The following is a 15,470-nucleotide window of genomic DNA, read 5'->3' on the forward strand; positions in this document are numbered from 1 at the left end:
CATGAGCAAGCTCGGAGTCGGTATCGTCGGATGCGGCAACATCTCGACGATCTACATGCAGAACATGCCGAAATTTCGCGATCTCGAGTTAGTCGCCTGCGCTGATCTGCGGCCGGAAGCTGCACAAGCGCAGGCGGCGCAATTTGGTATTGAGGCGCTGTCGATCGAAGCGCTGCTGGCGCGCTCCGACATCCAGATCGTCGTCAATCTCACCACACCGAACGCGCATTACGGGGTGAGCCGGGCGGCGTTTGACGCCGGCAAGCACGTGTTCGGCGAGAAGCCGATCACGGTGGAGGCCAACGACGCCGCGACCTTGGTCGCGGAGGCGGCGCGGCGCGGCGTGAAGCTCGGCTGCGCGCCGGATACTTTCCTGGGCGGCGGCGGACGGATGGCCCGCGAACTCGTGGATGCAGGTCGGATCGGCAAAGTGCTGTATGGCACCTGCTTTCTGATGTCGCATGGCATGGAGCACTGGCACCCCGATCCAACCTTCTTCTTCAAGCCGGGCGGCGGGCCGATCCTCGACATGGGGCCCTACTACCTTGCGGCTCTCATCAATCTGTTGGGTCCTGTTGCGCTTGTGCAGGGTCGTGCGAGCGCGGGCTTTGCCACGCGGCTCGTCACCTCGAAGGGGCCGATGAACAACAAGACCATCGCGGTTGAAACGCCGACAACGGTGATGTCGCTGCTGCATTTCGAGTCGGGCGCCGACATCATCTTTACGATGAGCTGGGACGTCTGGAAACACGGGCATCCGCCAATCGAGCTTTACGGCACCGAGGGTTCGCTGCGCGTGCCGGATCCCAATTTCTTCGGCGGCGCGGTGCAGTACACAGAGAAGGGTGGCGACTGGATCTCGGTCGCGGCCGACGACCGGCCGTTCGGCAAGCCGAACTGGCGCTCGCCTGCCTGGGCCGATCACATGCCGAACCAGGCCAATTATCGGTGCCTGGGCGTCGCCGAACTCGCAAGTGCGGTGCTGCGCGGCACGCCACACCGCTCCTCCGGCGCGCTGGCGAGCCACGCGCTGGAAGTGAAGCATGCGATCCTCAAGGCCAGCCTCGAAGGCGGAGAGATCGCGGTGCACTCGCGCATCGAGCGACCGGCGCCGTTGTCCGACGTCGATGCAATGGCATTGTGGGCCGGGGAGACGTTCTGAGGCGGGACCGTGCTCAGATGTGATTACTCGGTTTGGGTCTCCTGGAACCAGCAGGGGGCGGTGAGTTTTGTTGGGATATCGAGCTCAGCGGGCGCGTGCTGCGGGAGCGGTCCGGGGTAGGAGGAAGCATTCGATGAAGATGATCAAAGGGCCAGCGATATTCCTCGCTCAGTTCGCGGCCGACGCAGCGCCGTTCAATTCGCTCGACGCGATATGCGGATGGGCCGCCTCCCTCGGCTACAAGGGAGTTCAGATTCCGAGTTGGGACGCGCGGCTGTTCGACCTGAAGAAGGCCTCGGAGTCGCAGGACTACGCGGATGAAGTGAGGGGAATCGCGACCCGTCACGGACTTGCGATCACCGAGCTCTCCACCCATCTCCAGGGCCAGCTCGTCGCCGTTCACCCGGCCTATGATGCGGCGTTCGATGGCTTCGCCGTGCCGGACGTGCGCGGCAACGCCAAGGCCCGCACGGAGTGGGCGGTCGACCAGGTCAAGCGCGCGATCCTGGCGTCCAAGCGGCTCGGGCTCACTGCGCAGGCGACTTTCTCCGGCGCGCTTGCCTGGCCCTATGTCTATCCGTGGCCGCAGCGGCCCGCCGGCCTCATCGAGACCGCCTTCGATGAGCTCGCCAGGCGCTGGCGCCCGATTCTCGACTATGCCGACGAACATGGTGTCGATCTCGCTTACGAGATCCACCCAGGCGAGGACCTTCACGACGGTGTCTCCTACGAGATGTTCCTCGATCGGGTGAACAACCATCAGCGCGCGAACCTGCTCTACGACCCCTCGCACTTCGTGCTGCAACAGCTCGACTATCTCGACTACATCGACATCTACCACCAGCGCATCAAGGCATTTCACGTCAAGGACGCCGAGTTCAATCCGACCGGCCGCCAAGGCGTCTATGGCGGCTTCCAGAGCTGGGTCGACCGTGCCGGCCGCTTCCGCTCGCTCGGCGATGGCCAGGTCGATTTCGGCGCGATCTTCTCCAAGCTCACCCAATACGACTACGACAGCTGGGCGGTGCTCGAATGGGAGTGCGCCCTGAAGCATCCCGAACAAGGCGCGCGCGAGGGCGCCGAATTCATCAGAAGCCATATCATCCGGGTTACGGAGAAGGCCTTCGACGATTTCGCGGGCTCCGGTACCGACGACACAGCCAACCGCAAGATGCTCGGCATCTCCTGAAGGAGGGTGCACCATGGCGATCGAAACAAGCATTGAGACTGGCGGCCATCGTCGTATCCGGCTCGGTATGGTTGGCGGCGGACAGGGGGCCTTCATCGGCGCCGTCCACCGCATTGCCGCCCGCATCGACGACCAGTTCGAGCTTGTGGCCGGCGCGCTCGCGTCGGATCCGAAGCGAGCCAAGGTCTCGGCGAAGGAGCTCGGCATCGCCGATGATCGCGCCTATGGTTCCTTCGAAGAGATGGCGAAGGCTGAAGCCGCGCGAGCGGACGGCATCGAGGCGGTCTCGATCGTGACGCCCAACCACATGCATAGCCCGGTCGCAAAGGCCTTTCTTGAAGCCGGCATCCACGTCATCTGCGACAAGCCGCTGACGACAACCGTTGCCGAGGCCGAGGAGTTGGTGGCGTTGGTCAGGAAGACAGGCAGGATCTTCGTCGTAACCCACAATTACACCGGCTATCCCATGGTTCGGCAGGCGCGCGCCATGGTCGCGAACGGTGATCTCGGCGAGATCCGTCTCGTCAAGGCCGAGTATCTGCAGGATTGGTTGACCGAGCGATTAGAGGCCAGCGGCCAGAAACAGGCGGCGTGGCGCACGGATCCGTCCCGGTCAGGAGCCGGCGGTTGCATCGGCGATATCGGCACGCATGCCTACAATCTTGCCTGCTTCGTCACCGGGCTCGAGCCCGACGAACTGTTCGCCCAGTTGTCGACGTTCGTCGAAGGGCGACGCCTCGATGATGATGTGCAAATTCTGCTGAAGTGGAAGGGCGGCGCCAAGGGCATGCTGTGGGCCAGTCAGGTTGCCGTTGGCAACGAGAACGGGCTCACGCTGCGCGTCTACGGCAGCAAAGGCGGCATCGAATGGGCGCAGGAGAATCCGAACCATCTCTGGTTCACGCCCTACGGCAGGCCCAAGCAGCTCCTGACTCGCGGCGGGGCGGGCGCAATGGGCGAGGCGGGCCGAGTCACCCGCGTCCCATCGGGGCATCCTGAAGGTTACCTCGAAGGTTTCGCCACGATCTATGCCGAAGCGGCGCGCGCCATTCGGGCGGCGCAGGCTGGTGCAAAGCCGGATCCGGACGTCATCTTCCCGACCGTCGAGGATGGCCTGGCAGGCGTGAAGTTCATCGATGCCGCGGTGAAGTCCTCCGCAGGCAAAGGTGCCTGGGTTCGGATGACGTAACGGCGACGCCTTGGGCGCTCTCTCCGGCTAGACGTTGTGGCAGGCCAGTGCTCTATCGTCCGCGCCGGCGGAGCGAAGCTGGGGAATGTCGACCAGGCAGCGGTCGCTGGCCAGGGGACAACGTGCGGCGTAAGCGCAGCCGGCTGGCCGCTTGAACAGGCTGGGTGGTTCACTCGCTTCGATCGCGCCCAGGATCCGCTTGGATGGATCCGGCTTCGGAATTGCTGCGATAAGCGCACGCGTATAGGGATGCAGCGGATGGTCCAGGACAGTTCGCGTTGCGCCCCGCTCCACGATGCGTCCCATGTACATCACCGCGACGCGGCTGCTGATCTGTCCGATCACGCCAAGGTCGTGAGAGATGAAAAGCATCGACAGGCGCAGCTGCTCGCGCAGATCCATCATCAGGTTCAGGACCTGTGCCTGCACAGAGACGTCCAGGGCCGAGACCGGCTCGTCGGCGACGACGACCGATGGCGTCGGGAGAATGGCTCGCGCAATCCCGGCCCGCTGACGCTGCCCGCCACTCAACTCGTACGGATAGCGGGTGGCGAAAGAAGGATCCAGGCCGACAGCCGTCAAGGTCGAGGCGATCATGGCGCTCCGATCAGTGCGGTCCCTGAAGATGCCGTTGATGTCTCCGGCTTCAGCCACGGAATCGCCGATCGTGCGCCGCGGATTGAGCGATGCATAGGGATCCTGGAAGACCATCCGGACGTTCAGACGCATCGCACGCAGCGCGGCGCCGCCGGCCGCAATCGCGTCATCGTCTTTGAAGGCGATGTTGCCGCCATCGGGTTGAACCAGCCCGACGATGGCCCGGCCCAGGGTGGTTTTGCCGCACCCTGACTCGCCGACGATGCCGAGCACCTCGCCTTCCGCCAGCGACAGCGATACACCATCCACGGCCTGGACCCGGTATTTTCGGCCCGCGCGCCTGGCGGTGAACGAGACCTTCAGGTCCCGAACAGCGAGAATGTCGTCGCTGCTCATGCCGGTCCTCCACCGTTCAACGGGAAGGCGCAGAGCACCTGGTGTCCTTGAGAGACCGCGATGCGAGGCGGGTCTGTCGCGCGACACTCCTCGCGCGCAGCTGCGCAACGCGGAGCAAAGACGCAGCCGGCTCTTATCGTGCCGGGCGCCGGCGGCTGGCCCGATACGGTCGGCAGGCGATGCGCGCCGGCGTTTCGCACCGGCATGCAGTCCATCAATCCGCGCGTGTAGTGATGCCGCGGGCTGCCGAAGACCGCATCGACTCCTGCGGTTTCCACGATCCGGCCGGCGTACATGACGGCCACGCGGTCGGCGAGCTGCGCGATCACGCCCATGTCGTGAGTAATGAACAAGATCGCCATGTCGAGCCGGCCGCAGAGCTCGCGAAGCAGGCCGAGAATCTGGATCTGTATGGTGACATCAAGCGCGGTGGTCGGCTCATCGGCGATGAGAACCTGCGGCCGGCAGGCCAGGGCAATCGCGATCATGACCCGTTGGCGTTGGCCGCCGGACAGTTGATGCGGATAGGCGGACAGCTGCATTGCGGGATCTGGCATGCGCACCAGCTCGAGCAGCTCGCGCGCCCGAGCGAGCGCCGGGGCACCAGAAACCTGGTCGTGCACGCGCACGGCTTCGGCAATCTGATCGCCGATCCGGCGAACCGGGTTGAGCGAGGTCATCGGCTCCTGGAAGATCATGGCCATGCGACCGTGGCCCGCTTCGACACGTTGCCAGGGCTGTAGCTGCGTCACGTCGCTGCCATCGAGCACGACCCGTCCGGCACGAACCCGCGGACCGGGTTGCGGCAGCAATCCCATCACCGCAAGCGAGGTCATGCTCTTGCCGCAGCCGGACTCGCCGACAAGACCGAGGATTTCGCCCTTCGCCACGTCAAAGGATACGCCGGCGACGATGTCGACCGGTGCAGTCTCCGGCCCCAATGATACGGTGAGATCGCGAACAGACAGCACGAGCTAGCCCTTCTCGCCAAAGACTTGACGGAACCGCGGATCGAGCCGATCGCGCAATGCGTCGCCGACCAGGTTCAGAGAGAATGCCGTGGCCACGATCATCATACCCGGGAAGAACAGCAACCAGGGAGCGCGCGTGATGAAGGTACGGGATTCGGCCAGCATGTTGCCCCAGCTCGGAATTTCCGGCGGCGCGCCGAGGCCGAGGAAGTCGAGTGAAGCCGCGCCTAGCTGCGCGAAGGCGAAGACGAAGCTCGCCTGCACGAGGAGCGGTGAGACCAGGTTCGGCAGGATGTGCTTGCTGATCAGCCATATCGTCCCGGCACCCATGCTGCGGGATGCCTCAACATAGGTTTCTGCACGCAAGCGCAGCGTGAGACCGTAGACGATGCGCGTGGTCGTCGTCATATAGCCGACGCCGATTGCGAGAATGGCATTGGCCACACTCGGTCCCAAGATGACGATCAGCCCGAGCGCAAGCAGCAGCGCCGGGAATGCCATCAGCACGTCGACCATGCGCATCAGCACATGACCGAGACGGGGAAACAGGGCCGACAATACGCCGACGGGCACGCCCGTTGCGAGGGCGAAGACGACCACGCCCGAGCCGATCAGCAGCGCCATGCGCGCGGAGTGGATGACGCGCGACAGCGTGTCTCGGCCGAACTGGTCGGTCCCGAACCAATGGATTGTGTTCGGGGGCGTCAGGCGGGTCACCGGGTCGATGGCATAGGGATCGAACGGCGACAGCCACGGCGCGAAGACAGCGGCAAGCACCGTCGCCAGAAGGATGCAAAGGCCAGCCAGAGCGATCGGGCGGGCGATGAACGGCTTCAGCCACAAGATTGCGACGTCGCGGCTCATTGCAGTTCGACCCTCGGATCGAGCAGACGGTAGCTGAGGTCCACGATCAAATTGATCAGGAGATAGGCGACAACGATGACCAGGATGACGCCCTGGATCACCGGGTAGTCGCGACGGAGGATCGACTGAACGACCAGGCGGCCGATGCCCGGCAGCGCGAATACGGTTTCCGTCACCACGGCTTCCGAGAGCAGCGCGGCGAAGGTGAAGCCGAACGCCGAGACGACCGCCAACAGAGCGTTGCGCAGGATGTGCCGACGCACGACCTGCCATGGCCGTATTCCCTTGGCGCGGGCGGTGCGCACGTAATCCTCGCGGGAGACATCGAGCATGCTGGCGCGCGTCAGCCGCAGGATCAGCGCGGCATTCGGCGCCGCAAGCGCCAGACTAGGAAGGACCAGGTAGCGCAGGTTGACCACGCCGCCCTCGAAAATCGAGGGATAACCGGAGCTCGGAAACCAGCCGAGCCAGGCGGCGAAGATCAGGATCAGGTAGAGCCCGACCCAAAAGGTCGGGATCGAGGCCATCAGCATCGCCGCGCCTGATAGTCCCTGGTCAAGCCACGTGCCGTGCCGGACCGCCGCGACCACGCCGACCGGCACGCCGATCACCGCGACCCAGATCATCGTCATGGTGGCGAGCAGGATGCTGGTTTCGGCGCCGTCGGCGATCACCGACGTCACCGGGGCCTGGAAGAAGATCGATCGTCCGAGATCGCCCGCGAGCACGCGGCCTGCCCAACTCAGATATTGCAGGACGATCGGTTGATCGAGGCCGAGCTGATGCCGCAGCGCATCGATCTGGTCGGGCGTCGCGGTGTCGCCGAGCAGAACATAGATGGGATCGCCCGGCACGACATGGATGAAGGCGAAGATGATGACGGAGGCCGCCACGAGCGTCACCGCCGTCGTTCCCGTGCGCTTGAGTGCAAATGACCACATGTGATTGTGCGGCTGATCAACGGCAATGATGCGCGCCGCTGCAGGCGCCCGTCATCCTCGCGGCTTTCGTCCCGCGCCTCCTATTTCGTCGATACGTTCCAGAAGGCGGGGCCGTTGGGATTGAGCCCCTTGAGCTTGGGCGAGGCAATGTCATAGGTGTAGGCGTCGCCCACCTTCATGACCGGTACCTGATCGTAGATGAGCGCCTGGATCTTGTCCCATGTGGCTTTGCGCGCGGCCGCATCGGTCGAGCTGATCAACTCGGTCCGAAGCGCGCTGATCTCCGCGCTGTCCCACCAGCCGGGATAGCTCGCATTGAGGAATGTTAGCAGCAGCGGGTCGGCCGAGAACGAATGGTGGGTGACGAAGATGTCCCATTGTTCGGGCTGGCCCCGCATCTTCAGGAGGGTCGCCCAATCGACGACCATCATCTGAACATTGATCCCGGCGTCGGCCAGCTGGCGGGTGAAGACGGAGGCCTCGTCATAATGCGCCTGGTAGTTGGTCGAGACCAGGAGGCGGATCGGAGCGCCCGTGTAGTCCGCCTCCTTGGCGAGCTCCTTGGCCTTCTTCGGATCGTGCGGGCTGTAATTGTCAACGCCTGCGGTCGAGTACCAAGGCGTGCCCTTGGGAAAGATCGATCCCTCGGCGTTCCATAGGTCCTTGGACCCGAAAGCGACGCGCAGGGCCTGCGACTTGTCAAGCGCGGTCTGGATGGCGCGGCGAAGCTTGTAATTGTCTTTCAGGATGCCCTGCTTCGAGTTCATGAAGAACAGGCCGAAGATCGGCGCATTGGTTCGCTGCACCTGGACCGACGCGTCCTTGCTCAGCGACTCGTAAAGATCGCCGGAGATCATCTCCGCATAATCGTAGTCGCCGGCCTGGACGCCGCTCACGCGCGTGCCGACGTCGGGCACCGGGATGAACCGGATCCTGTCGAACATGGCGACGCGGGCGCCGGCGAAACCATCCGCCTTGTCCTTCACCGGCTTGTAGCCGTCGAACTTCTCGACCTCGACGTATCGGTTCGGCCGCCACTCCACGAATTTGTACGGTCCGGTGCCGATATAGTCCTTCTGCTCGATCGGACGGTTGCCGGCATTGGTCGCAATCTCTTCCGGATAGATCGCAAGTCCGCCGTTGACGTCCGCAACGAGAGTCTTCCAGGCGCCGTTGGGCGCCGATAGTTTCAGCGTGACCTCGTACTTTCCGGTCGCCTCGACCGAACTCGCCGCGGCCATCAGGAGCTTGCCTCGCGCGCCGTAGTTGCCCCAGCGCGTCATTGAGGCGACCACGTCCTTGGCGGTCATCTCCTTGCCATTGTGGAAGAGAACGCCCTCGCGGAGCTTGATCACGATGGTCCGGCCGCCATCGTCTTCGCGCGCGCTCTCGGCCAGCAGCGGGCGTGGCGTGTAGGTCGAGTCCAGCGCATAGAGCGTTTCGAAGATGTGGCGGCCGATGACCGATGCGACGTCCGCCGTCGTCAGCATGACATCGAGGGGCGGCGGTTCTCCGATGGTGGCTTCGCGAAGCAGGGTAGCGGCGCTCACCTGCGCGTTCAGGAACAGGGCGGCGGCCATTCCGATGGCGCCACGCGCCAAGACATTGAGAGCGCCTCTCATATACATCCCCTCCCGTCGCGTTTGATCCCTGCCATGGAGGGCGGGGATGGCCCCGGCCATTATGTCCGAAGGCACGTCGTTGTTTGTTTGAAAATTACATACGAGATACGCTAGATTTCAAGCGAAAAATCGCGATATCTTGTCCAACGGTTTGACGCTTGGTCCAGCCAGTCTTGTAAGTTTATTACAAAGGTTTAGCCCGCCGGGCAGGCTGGAAGTGAGGTCTGGGAAGGCTGGCAATGTCGCGTGCGAAGCGAATTCCCCCGGTGAAAGCCGCTGGCGCTGCGGCAATGACCCAGCCGAACCGCGACGGCTTCGTCGTAGGCGATATCCTCTCCGTCATCCGGCAGAGCGCGGCGGCCCTCAGCCCCTCGGAGCAGCGCGTCGCCACGGTGCTGCTGGCTGATCTCGAATTTGCCATTCACGCCAGTAATTCGGCACTGGCTCGTCGGGCGCGCGTCAGCGAACCCACCGTCACGCGCTTCAGCCGCTCTATCGGTTGTCGCGGCGTCCGTGACCTCAAGGTCAAACTGGCACAAGCGATGGCCGTTGGACGGATCTACGTCGAGCCTCCTCCCCATGTCGGGACGGATTTGGCGCGTCCAGCGCTCTGGCGCTCGGTGTTTCAGGAGATCCGCCGCGCCATTGCCGCTGCGGAAGAGGGGCTCGGGAAAGAGGATATCGAAAAGGCCGCCGAAGCTATTTCCCGCTGCTCGAAACTTGCCGCCTTCGGCGTGGGCGGCGGCTCGACGCTCGCTGCGGCGGAGGTTCAGAACCGGCTCTTTCGCCTCGGCATCGCCGCTTCCCACGCCTCCGATCCAAGGTTGATGCGCATGATCGCCGCGACGCTCGGCCGGGACGATGTCGTCGTCGCCATCTCGACCACCGGGACAGCCAACGAGGTGATCGAGGCCGCCGGTACCGCTCGGCAATATGGCGCTCTCGTCATCGCGATCACCAAACCGCAAAGTCGGCTCGCTTCGATCGCCGATATCGTGCTGGGCGTGTACGTGCCCGAGGCGCCCGATGCGCTCAAGCCGACCGCTTCGCGCTATGCCATCCTTGCCGCCATCGATCTGCTCGCCGCCTCGACCGCCTATTGCAAGCCGCTCGAAGCCCAGGCCCGCATGCGGCGGATCAAATACGAGTTGCTGAAGGGCTCGGATGGCAACTCCAATGGTCCGCTCGGCGACTGAACAGTCGCCGGCAAGGCGTCCCCATCGAGACGTCCGAGCTCAGATGGGCGGAACGATGAAGCAAAGCTCGGATGAAACAAGCCGCCGGGCCGCAAGACTGCGTGCAGCACTCGGTTGCAACGCTAAACTCAGGCGAGCACCGCAGGCCTCGGTGTTCGCTCGGCCGTTTCCATGAAATTTCGGTCGACGACCCCTAGCGTCCGCCGCACCATGCCGTCGACGATTGCTGCCGACTTGCTGGGGCGGACATATATCAGCGTGGACTTGAGCAGCCATGGCAAGACTGCCTGCTCCAATCGCTCCTCATAGGCGTTGAGCATCATGTCGAAGGCCTGCAAGCCGGGACCGGCCAGGACGACGTGATGCGGGCGCAGCACCGATATTGTCACGGCGACCGCCTCAGCAAGTGCGTTGCCTGCCTGTCGGAACAGTTGCTCGAGGCGGGGATCGCCGTTCCGTGCTCTGTCTCGCAGCAAGGCCATCTGCACCTCCGACGGTTGTTGCGAGGTCGCGGGCGGCAGGTCGATGATGGTGCGGGCGTCGCGGTAGAGCGCATAATCGGCGAGATAGGCCTCGATGCATCCACGCTGGCCGCAGCGGCATTGCGGCCCGTTCGGGGCCAGCTTGACATGGCCGATCTCGCTGCTGGCGCCGACTCCCCAGCGCGCCTCCCCGTCGACGACGACGCCCATTCCGACGCCGTGGCCGACCGTGATCGTGGCTGCGAGACCCTCCGCCAGCGCCGGTTCGGCTGCAGCCAGGGCCAGAGCGACCGGGACGGCGTCGTTCGCAATCACGACGTCCACTTCGAAGGTCCGGCGGATCGGCGTCGCCAGATCGACATCGGTGACCGACAGCGCCGGGCTCCAAAGATGCCGCCCGGTATCGGCATTCACGATCCCTTGCAGCGCAATTCCGATTCCGAGCAGCCGGTCGCGCGAGGTGCCCGTCACCTCAAGCATGGAATCGATCTGCGCGATCACGCTGTTGCACAGCGCCGTTGCATCGAGCGCGCGAGTCGCGAGCGCCAGCCGCGATTGCGCCAGCTCCGAGCCGCTGAAATCCGCGAGCAGCGTCTCGATCATGTTCATGCGCAGCGAAACCGCAACGATGCGGCCAAACTCCGGATTGAGCGTCAATTGTATCGCCGGCCGGCCACGGCGGCGGCCATTGCCGTCCGCATCGTCGTCGCCGCCATCGTCGGGCCAGGACATCGTCGCGTCCGTCTCCGACAGCAGGTCTTCCGCCATCATTTTCGACGTGATGGCCGAAATGGCCGGGAAGCTCAGTCCGGTATTGCGCGCGAGCTCCACGCGCGGCATCGGTCCGTGGCGCCGCAGGGCCTCTATGAGGCGGCCGCGATTCGATCCCCGCGCCAGGGTTGAAGTGCGGGCCGGCTTGAGATCATCGTCCATGCGCCATCCTTTAATTCATCAGTTGAAATTATTGGACTATTCGACTTTGGTGCATGCGGCACGGTGTCGTCGCAGGCGCGGCAAATGCGTCACATATTACCCTCCGCGCTATTGGAGAGTGAATGCGGGGTAATGATCACGCTTGACGAGCTACTTACCCCCTCATAATTTATTCACACACAAAATTAAATAGGGCGCAACAAGCGCCCGACGTCAACCCCGGGAATACCGGCTGGCTAAAGGGAGGTGCAGATGAACAGTTCACTGAAGAAATGGATCGTGCCGTTTTGTGCGAGTGCAGCCGTGCTCGCGATGACCTCCGGTGTGGTCCAGGCGCAGCAGAAGAAAACGATTGCGCTGGTCACAAACGTTGCGGCCGACTTCTGGACCATCGCCGGTCGCGGCCTCGAGAAGGCGCAGAAGGAGCATCCGGACTACAATATCGAGCTGATCGTCACCAACGAAGGCACCGCCGCCGGGCAGCGGCGGGAGCTGGACGATCTCTTGGTGCGCGGGGTCGCCGGAATTTCCATCTCCGTGGACGACGCGCCGCACGCGACCGAAGAGCTCAACAAGGTTGCGGAAAAGACCGTACTGATCACCACGGACAGCGACGCGCCGCAGAGCAAGCGTCTCGCTTATATCGGCACCGACAACGTCGCGGCCGGTCGGCAGGCCGGCGAGGAGATCAAGAAGGCCTTGCCGAACGGTGGCAAGATCGCGTTGTTCGTGGGAACGATGGACGCGGACAATGCGCGCGAACGCGTGCAGGGCATCAAGGACGCGATCGCGGGCACCAAGGTCGAACTGGTCGACGTGTTCACCGATCAGGTCGACTTCGCCAAGGCCAAGGCGAACATGGAGAACGTTCTCGTCAAATATCCCGACATCGCGCTGCTGTCCGGCCTGTGGAGCTACGAGACGCCGTTGATCTATGACGCCGTCAAGGCCGCTGGAAAGGCCGGCAAGGTCAAGATCGTCGGCTTCGACGAGGATCAACGCACGCTGCGAGGTATTTCCGACGGCACCATCGAATCGACGGTCGTGCAGCAGCCGTACGAGTTCGGATATCTGTCGGCCACCAACATCATCAAGACGCTGAACGGCGACAAGTCCTGGATTCCCAAGGACAGCAAGCTGATCGTTCCGACCAAGGTGATCAACAAGACCAATGTCGCGGAGTTCACGGCGCAGATGAAGGAACTGCTCAAGAAGTGACGTGAGCGCGCTTCGATGCCCGGCGGCTGTCTCCGCCGGGCGTTGAGCGGGAGAAGGAACGCCTGATGGTGGAGACGCTGCTCGAGCTTGCCGGAATTGGCGTGTCCTATCCCGGCGTCAGGGCTCTCGATAATGTCAGCCTGCGCCTGCAGCGTGGCGAAGTGGTGGGCCTGATCGGAGAGAATGGAGCCGGCAAATCGACGCTGATGCGCGTGCTGGGCGGTGTGATTGCGCCGAGCGAGGGCGTGATCCGCGTCGGCGAGACCACGCATCCCCGGATGACGGTGCGGGAGGCGACCCAGGCCGGAATCGCCTTCGTGCATCAGGAACTCAACCTGTTCGAAAATCTCGACGTTGCGGCCAACGTGTTCATCGGCCGCGAGAAGCTTACCGGCGGCGGTCTGAGGCTGGTGGACAACGCGCAGATGCGCGCCAGCGTGGCGCCCCTGCTGGCGCGGCTCGGTGCCGATTTCAGCCCCGATACGCTGGTCGACAACCTCTCGATCGCTCAGCGCCAGATGGTGGAGATCGCAAAGGCGCTCTCGATTGACGCGCGCGTCATCATCATGGACGAGCCGACCTCCAGCCTGACGATTTCGGAGACCGAACGGCTGCTGGAGGTGATCGCCGATCTGAAGGCGCACGGCATCTCGGTCATCTACATCTCTCACCGGCTGGGTGAGATCATGACCTGTGCCGACCGCGTCGTCGTGCTGCGCGACGGACGCACGGTGGGAGAGCTGGCGCGCAACGAGCTCAGCCACGCCGCGATGATCCGGCTGATGATCGGCCGTGATCTGAAGGCGCTGTATACGCCGCCGAAACGGGCGCCGCAGCCGGGCGGCTGCAGTATCGTCGATCTCGTCACGACCGCTTTCCCCGACAGGCAGATCAATCTCTCAGTGCGTCGGGGCGAGATCTTCGGTTTGGCTGGGCTGGTGGGGGCCGGCCGCACCTCTCTTGCCCGTGCGGCCTTTGGCATCGACCCGGTGCTGGGCGGCGAGATCAGGATCGACAACGAGAAGGTTGCCGTCGCCTCGCCGCGCGACGCGATCAGACAGGGCATCTATCTGGTGCCTGAGGATCGCAAGAAGTCCGGCCTGGTGCTGGAGATGCCGATCCGCGAGAACGTGACGCTGGCGAGCTTGGCCAATTATGCGCGCATGTGGCTGGTCGACGGGGCTGCCGAGCGGAAGGCCGCAAAAGAGCAGTCAAAGAGCCTGTCCATCAGGGCCCCCAGCATCGACATCGAAGCGGTGACGCTTTCCGGCGGCAATCAGCAGAAGGTCGTGCTTGGCAAATGGCTTTCCATGCAGCCGCGCGTGATGTTCTTCGACGAGCCGACCCGCGGCATCGACGTCGGCGCCAAGAGCGAGATCTACGCGCTGATGCGCGATCTTGCCGACCGCGGTGTCGCGATAGTGATGATCTCCTCGGACATGGAGGAGGTCATCGGCGTCTCGGACCGGGTCGGGGTGATGCATGAAGGCACCGTCAGCGGCGTGCTGGAGCGCGATCAGCTCAGTGAATACAACGTGCTGAGGCTGGCGATGGGCCAGGCGGTGCAAACCACGGAAGTCGTAACGTCATGACGAAGAAGGAAATTGGTCTTGCCGTGTTGCTGATTCTCGTCTCGGCCATCACGGGGGCAATCAATCCGGCCTTCCTGTCGCTGGTGAACATGCTGAACATGGCCAATCTCATCGGTCTGTTCGGCGTGTTCGCGCTCGGCGAGGGACTCGTGATCATCACCGGGGGGATCGACCTGTCGCTCGGCTCGATGTTCGCGCTGCTCGGTGTCGTCTTCATCGACCTGCTGACGACCTATGAGGTCCCCTGGCCGTTCGCGCTGTTGCTCGTGCTGCTGGGTGGCATTGGACTGGGCGCCATTCAGGGTTTCCTGATCACGCGGCTGAAGATGCAACCGTTCATCGTGACCTTGTGCGGGCTGCTGATCTATCGCGGCACCGCACGGTACTATACGAGCGACTCGACACGTGGCTTCGGCTATGGCGATGAAGCCGCCACACTGAGCAACATTGCCTCAGGCAACATCGCGGGCATCCCGAATACCTTCATCTTTCTAGTCATCCTTGCGCTCATCCTCGGCGTTCTGCTGCACCGCTCGGTGTACGGGCGCTGGCTTTATGCCGTCGGCAAGAACGAGGAGGCGGCGCGCTTCTCCGGTATCAACACGGATTTCGTCATTGCGACGGCCTACATCATCAGCGGTGGGCTGGCCGGTATCTCAACCGTGATGTTCGTATTCTACACCAACTCGGTCTCGCCGAGTTCTTTCGGCAATTTCTACGAGCTCTATGCGATCGCCGCCGCGGTCCTGGGTGGGTGCAGCCTGCGCGGCGGGGAGGGTTCGATCCTCGGAATCGTGCTGGGAACGGCACTGCTCCAGGTGCTGCAGAACCTCGTCAACATTCTCGGCATTCCCAACTCCCTGAACTTCGCGGTGATGGGATCGGTGATCCTGATCGGCGTGCTGGCGGACCGGCAATTGCAAAGCCGGCGGCAACGCAAGATGGCGCTGGCCAGCGTGGCCCGCACCGCGCCCAAGGCGACGGCCTTGCAGGAAGAGCCGGGCGCGCCACGCGGCTCGGCGGCCCTGCCGACGGGCACGGGCGATCGCGGATGACGTTTCGGCTCGTTCCGCGCAGCCGGGCTTTCACAGAAGTATTCGCGCAGGTCGGGGCGCAGC

Annotated in this window: 13 protein-coding genes; 7 read left to right on the forward strand and 6 right to left on the reverse strand. The window is 63.7% G+C overall.

Annotated features, from left to right (window positions below):
* The first annotated feature begins 1 nt into the window (after position 1).
* The 3 genes from BM374_RS23400 (at position 2) to BM374_RS23410 (ending at position 3,540) form a co-directional block, all read left to right on the forward strand.
* On the forward strand, positions 2 to 1,162 hold the full coding sequence (locus BM374_RS23400) for a Gfo/Idh/MocA family protein (protein WP_092297255.1): 1,161 nt from the start codon (positions 2 to 4) through the stop codon (positions 1,160 to 1,162).
* A gap of 133 nt (positions 1,163 to 1,295) precedes the next feature.
* Positions 1,296 to 2,351: a sugar phosphate isomerase/epimerase family protein gene (locus BM374_RS23405; RefSeq protein ID WP_092297258.1), complete on the forward strand. Its 1,056-nt coding sequence runs from the start codon at positions 1,296 to 1,298 to the stop codon at positions 2,349 to 2,351.
* Between the two features lie 13 nt (positions 2,352 to 2,364).
* The gene (locus tag BM374_RS23410) at positions 2,365 to 3,540 is read left to right on the forward strand and encodes a Gfo/Idh/MocA family protein (protein ID WP_092297261.1); all 1,176 of its coding nucleotides are present in this window, start codon (positions 2,365 to 2,367) and stop codon (positions 3,538 to 3,540) included.
* 27 nt (positions 3,541 to 3,567) lie between these two features.
* Here BM374_RS23410 and BM374_RS23415 read toward each other — a convergent pair whose 3' ends face one another.
* The 5 genes from BM374_RS23415 to BM374_RS23435 all read right to left on the reverse strand — a co-directional run bounded on the left by BM374_RS23415 (position 3,568) and on the right by BM374_RS23435 (position 8,931).
* Positions 3,568 to 4,533, reverse strand: a complete 966-nt coding sequence (locus BM374_RS23415; RefSeq protein ID WP_092297264.1) for an ABC transporter ATP-binding protein — start codon at positions 4,531 to 4,533, stop codon at positions 3,568 to 3,570.
* Positions 4,530 to 5,504, reverse strand: coding sequence for an ABC transporter ATP-binding protein (locus BM374_RS23420; RefSeq protein WP_092297266.1), 975 nt, complete (start codon positions 5,502 to 5,504; stop codon positions 4,530 to 4,532). Before BM374_RS23420 ends, BM374_RS23415 begins: the two co-directional genes overlap by 4 nt.
* A gap of 3 nt (positions 5,505 to 5,507) precedes the next feature.
* Complete coding sequence (locus tag BM374_RS23425) at positions 5,508 to 6,368, reverse strand: ABC transporter permease (RefSeq protein ID WP_092297270.1); 861 nt, start codon at positions 6,366 to 6,368, stop codon at positions 5,508 to 5,510.
* Positions 6,365 to 7,309 (reverse strand): ABC transporter permease, encoded by a 945-nt coding sequence (locus BM374_RS23430; RefSeq protein WP_092297273.1) that lies wholly within the window; start codon positions 7,307 to 7,309, stop codon positions 6,365 to 6,367. The genes BM374_RS23425 and BM374_RS23430 overlap by 4 nt, the downstream gene beginning before the upstream one ends.
* 80 nt (positions 7,310 to 7,389) lie before the next feature.
* A complete protein-coding gene (locus BM374_RS23435; protein WP_092298004.1) occupies positions 7,390 to 8,931 on the reverse strand; it encodes an ABC transporter substrate-binding protein in 1,542 nt (513 codons plus the stop codon).
* 239 nt (positions 8,932 to 9,170) lie between these two features.
* On the opposite strand from BM374_RS23435, the gene BM374_RS23440 reads away from it, so the two are divergent.
* Complete coding sequence (locus tag BM374_RS23440) at positions 9,171 to 10,127, forward strand: MurR/RpiR family transcriptional regulator (protein WP_092297276.1); 957 nt, start codon at positions 9,171 to 9,173, stop codon at positions 10,125 to 10,127.
* A 128-nt stretch (positions 10,128 to 10,255) separates the two neighbouring features.
* On the opposite strand, the gene BM374_RS23445 is transcribed toward BM374_RS23440, so the two are convergent.
* Positions 10,256 to 11,542: an ROK family protein gene (locus tag BM374_RS23445; protein WP_092297279.1), complete on the reverse strand. Its 1,287-nt coding sequence runs from the start codon at positions 11,540 to 11,542 to the stop codon at positions 10,256 to 10,258.
* 252 nt (positions 11,543 to 11,794) lie between these two features.
* On the opposite strand from BM374_RS23445, the gene BM374_RS23450 reads away from it, so the two are divergent.
* The 3 genes from BM374_RS23450 to BM374_RS23460 all read left to right on the forward strand — a co-directional run bounded on the left by BM374_RS23450 (position 11,795) and on the right by BM374_RS23460 (position 15,407).
* Complete coding sequence (locus BM374_RS23450) at positions 11,795 to 12,760, forward strand: sugar-binding protein (protein WP_092297282.1); 966 nt, start codon at positions 11,795 to 11,797, stop codon at positions 12,758 to 12,760.
* Between the two features lie 65 nt (positions 12,761 to 12,825).
* Positions 12,826 to 14,352 (forward strand): sugar ABC transporter ATP-binding protein, encoded by a 1,527-nt coding sequence (locus BM374_RS23455; protein ID WP_092297284.1) that lies wholly within the window; start codon positions 12,826 to 12,828, stop codon positions 14,350 to 14,352.
* Complete coding sequence (locus tag BM374_RS23460) at positions 14,349 to 15,407, forward strand: ABC transporter permease (protein WP_092297288.1); 1,059 nt, start codon at positions 14,349 to 14,351, stop codon at positions 15,405 to 15,407. The genes BM374_RS23455 and BM374_RS23460 overlap by 4 nt, the downstream gene beginning before the upstream one ends.
* Positions 15,408 to 15,470: the final 63 nt, after the last annotated feature.

The organism is Bradyrhizobium sp. Ghvi, assembly GCF_900115265.1.
Lineage (GTDB): Bacteria > Pseudomonadota > Alphaproteobacteria > Rhizobiales > Xanthobacteraceae > Bradyrhizobium.

Bases quoted from the DNA above. Each gene is read 5' to 3' on its own strand.
- BM374_RS23445 (WP_092297279.1), bottom strand. From the start codon at position 11,542: ATGGACGATGATCTCAAGCCGGCCCGCACTTCAACCCTGGCGCGGGGA.
- BM374_RS23415 (WP_092297264.1), bottom strand. From the start codon at position 4,533: ATGAGCAGCGACGACATTCTCGCTGTTCGGGACCTGAAGGTCTCGTTC.
- BM374_RS23430 (WP_092297273.1), bottom strand. From the start codon at position 7,309: ATGTGGTCATTTGCACTCAAGCGCACGGGAACGACGGCGGTGACGCTC.
- BM374_RS23425 (WP_092297270.1), bottom strand. From the start codon at position 6,368: ATGAGCCGCGACGTCGCAATCTTGTGGCTGAAGCCGTTCATCGCCCGC.
- BM374_RS23460 (WP_092297288.1), top strand. From the start codon at position 14,349: ATGACGAAGAAGGAAATTGGTCTTGCCGTGTTGCTGATTCTCGTCTCG.
- BM374_RS23435 (WP_092298004.1), bottom strand. From the start codon at position 8,931: ATGAGAGGCGCTCTCAATGTCTTGGCGCGTGGCGCCATCGGAATGGCC.
- BM374_RS23400 (WP_092297255.1), top strand. From the start codon at position 2: ATGAGCAAGCTCGGAGTCGGTATCGTCGGATGCGGCAACATCTCGACG.
- BM374_RS23450 (WP_092297282.1), top strand. From the start codon at position 11,795: ATGAACAGTTCACTGAAGAAATGGATCGTGCCGTTTTGTGCGAGTGCA.
- BM374_RS23410 (WP_092297261.1), top strand. From the start codon at position 2,365: ATGGCGATCGAAACAAGCATTGAGACTGGCGGCCATCGTCGTATCCGG.
- BM374_RS23455 (WP_092297284.1), top strand. From the start codon at position 12,826: ATGGTGGAGACGCTGCTCGAGCTTGCCGGAATTGGCGTGTCCTATCCC.
- BM374_RS23405 (WP_092297258.1), top strand. From the start codon at position 1,296: ATGAAGATGATCAAAGGGCCAGCGATATTCCTCGCTCAGTTCGCGGCC.
- BM374_RS23440 (WP_092297276.1), top strand. From the start codon at position 9,171: ATGTCGCGTGCGAAGCGAATTCCCCCGGTGAAAGCCGCTGGCGCTGCG.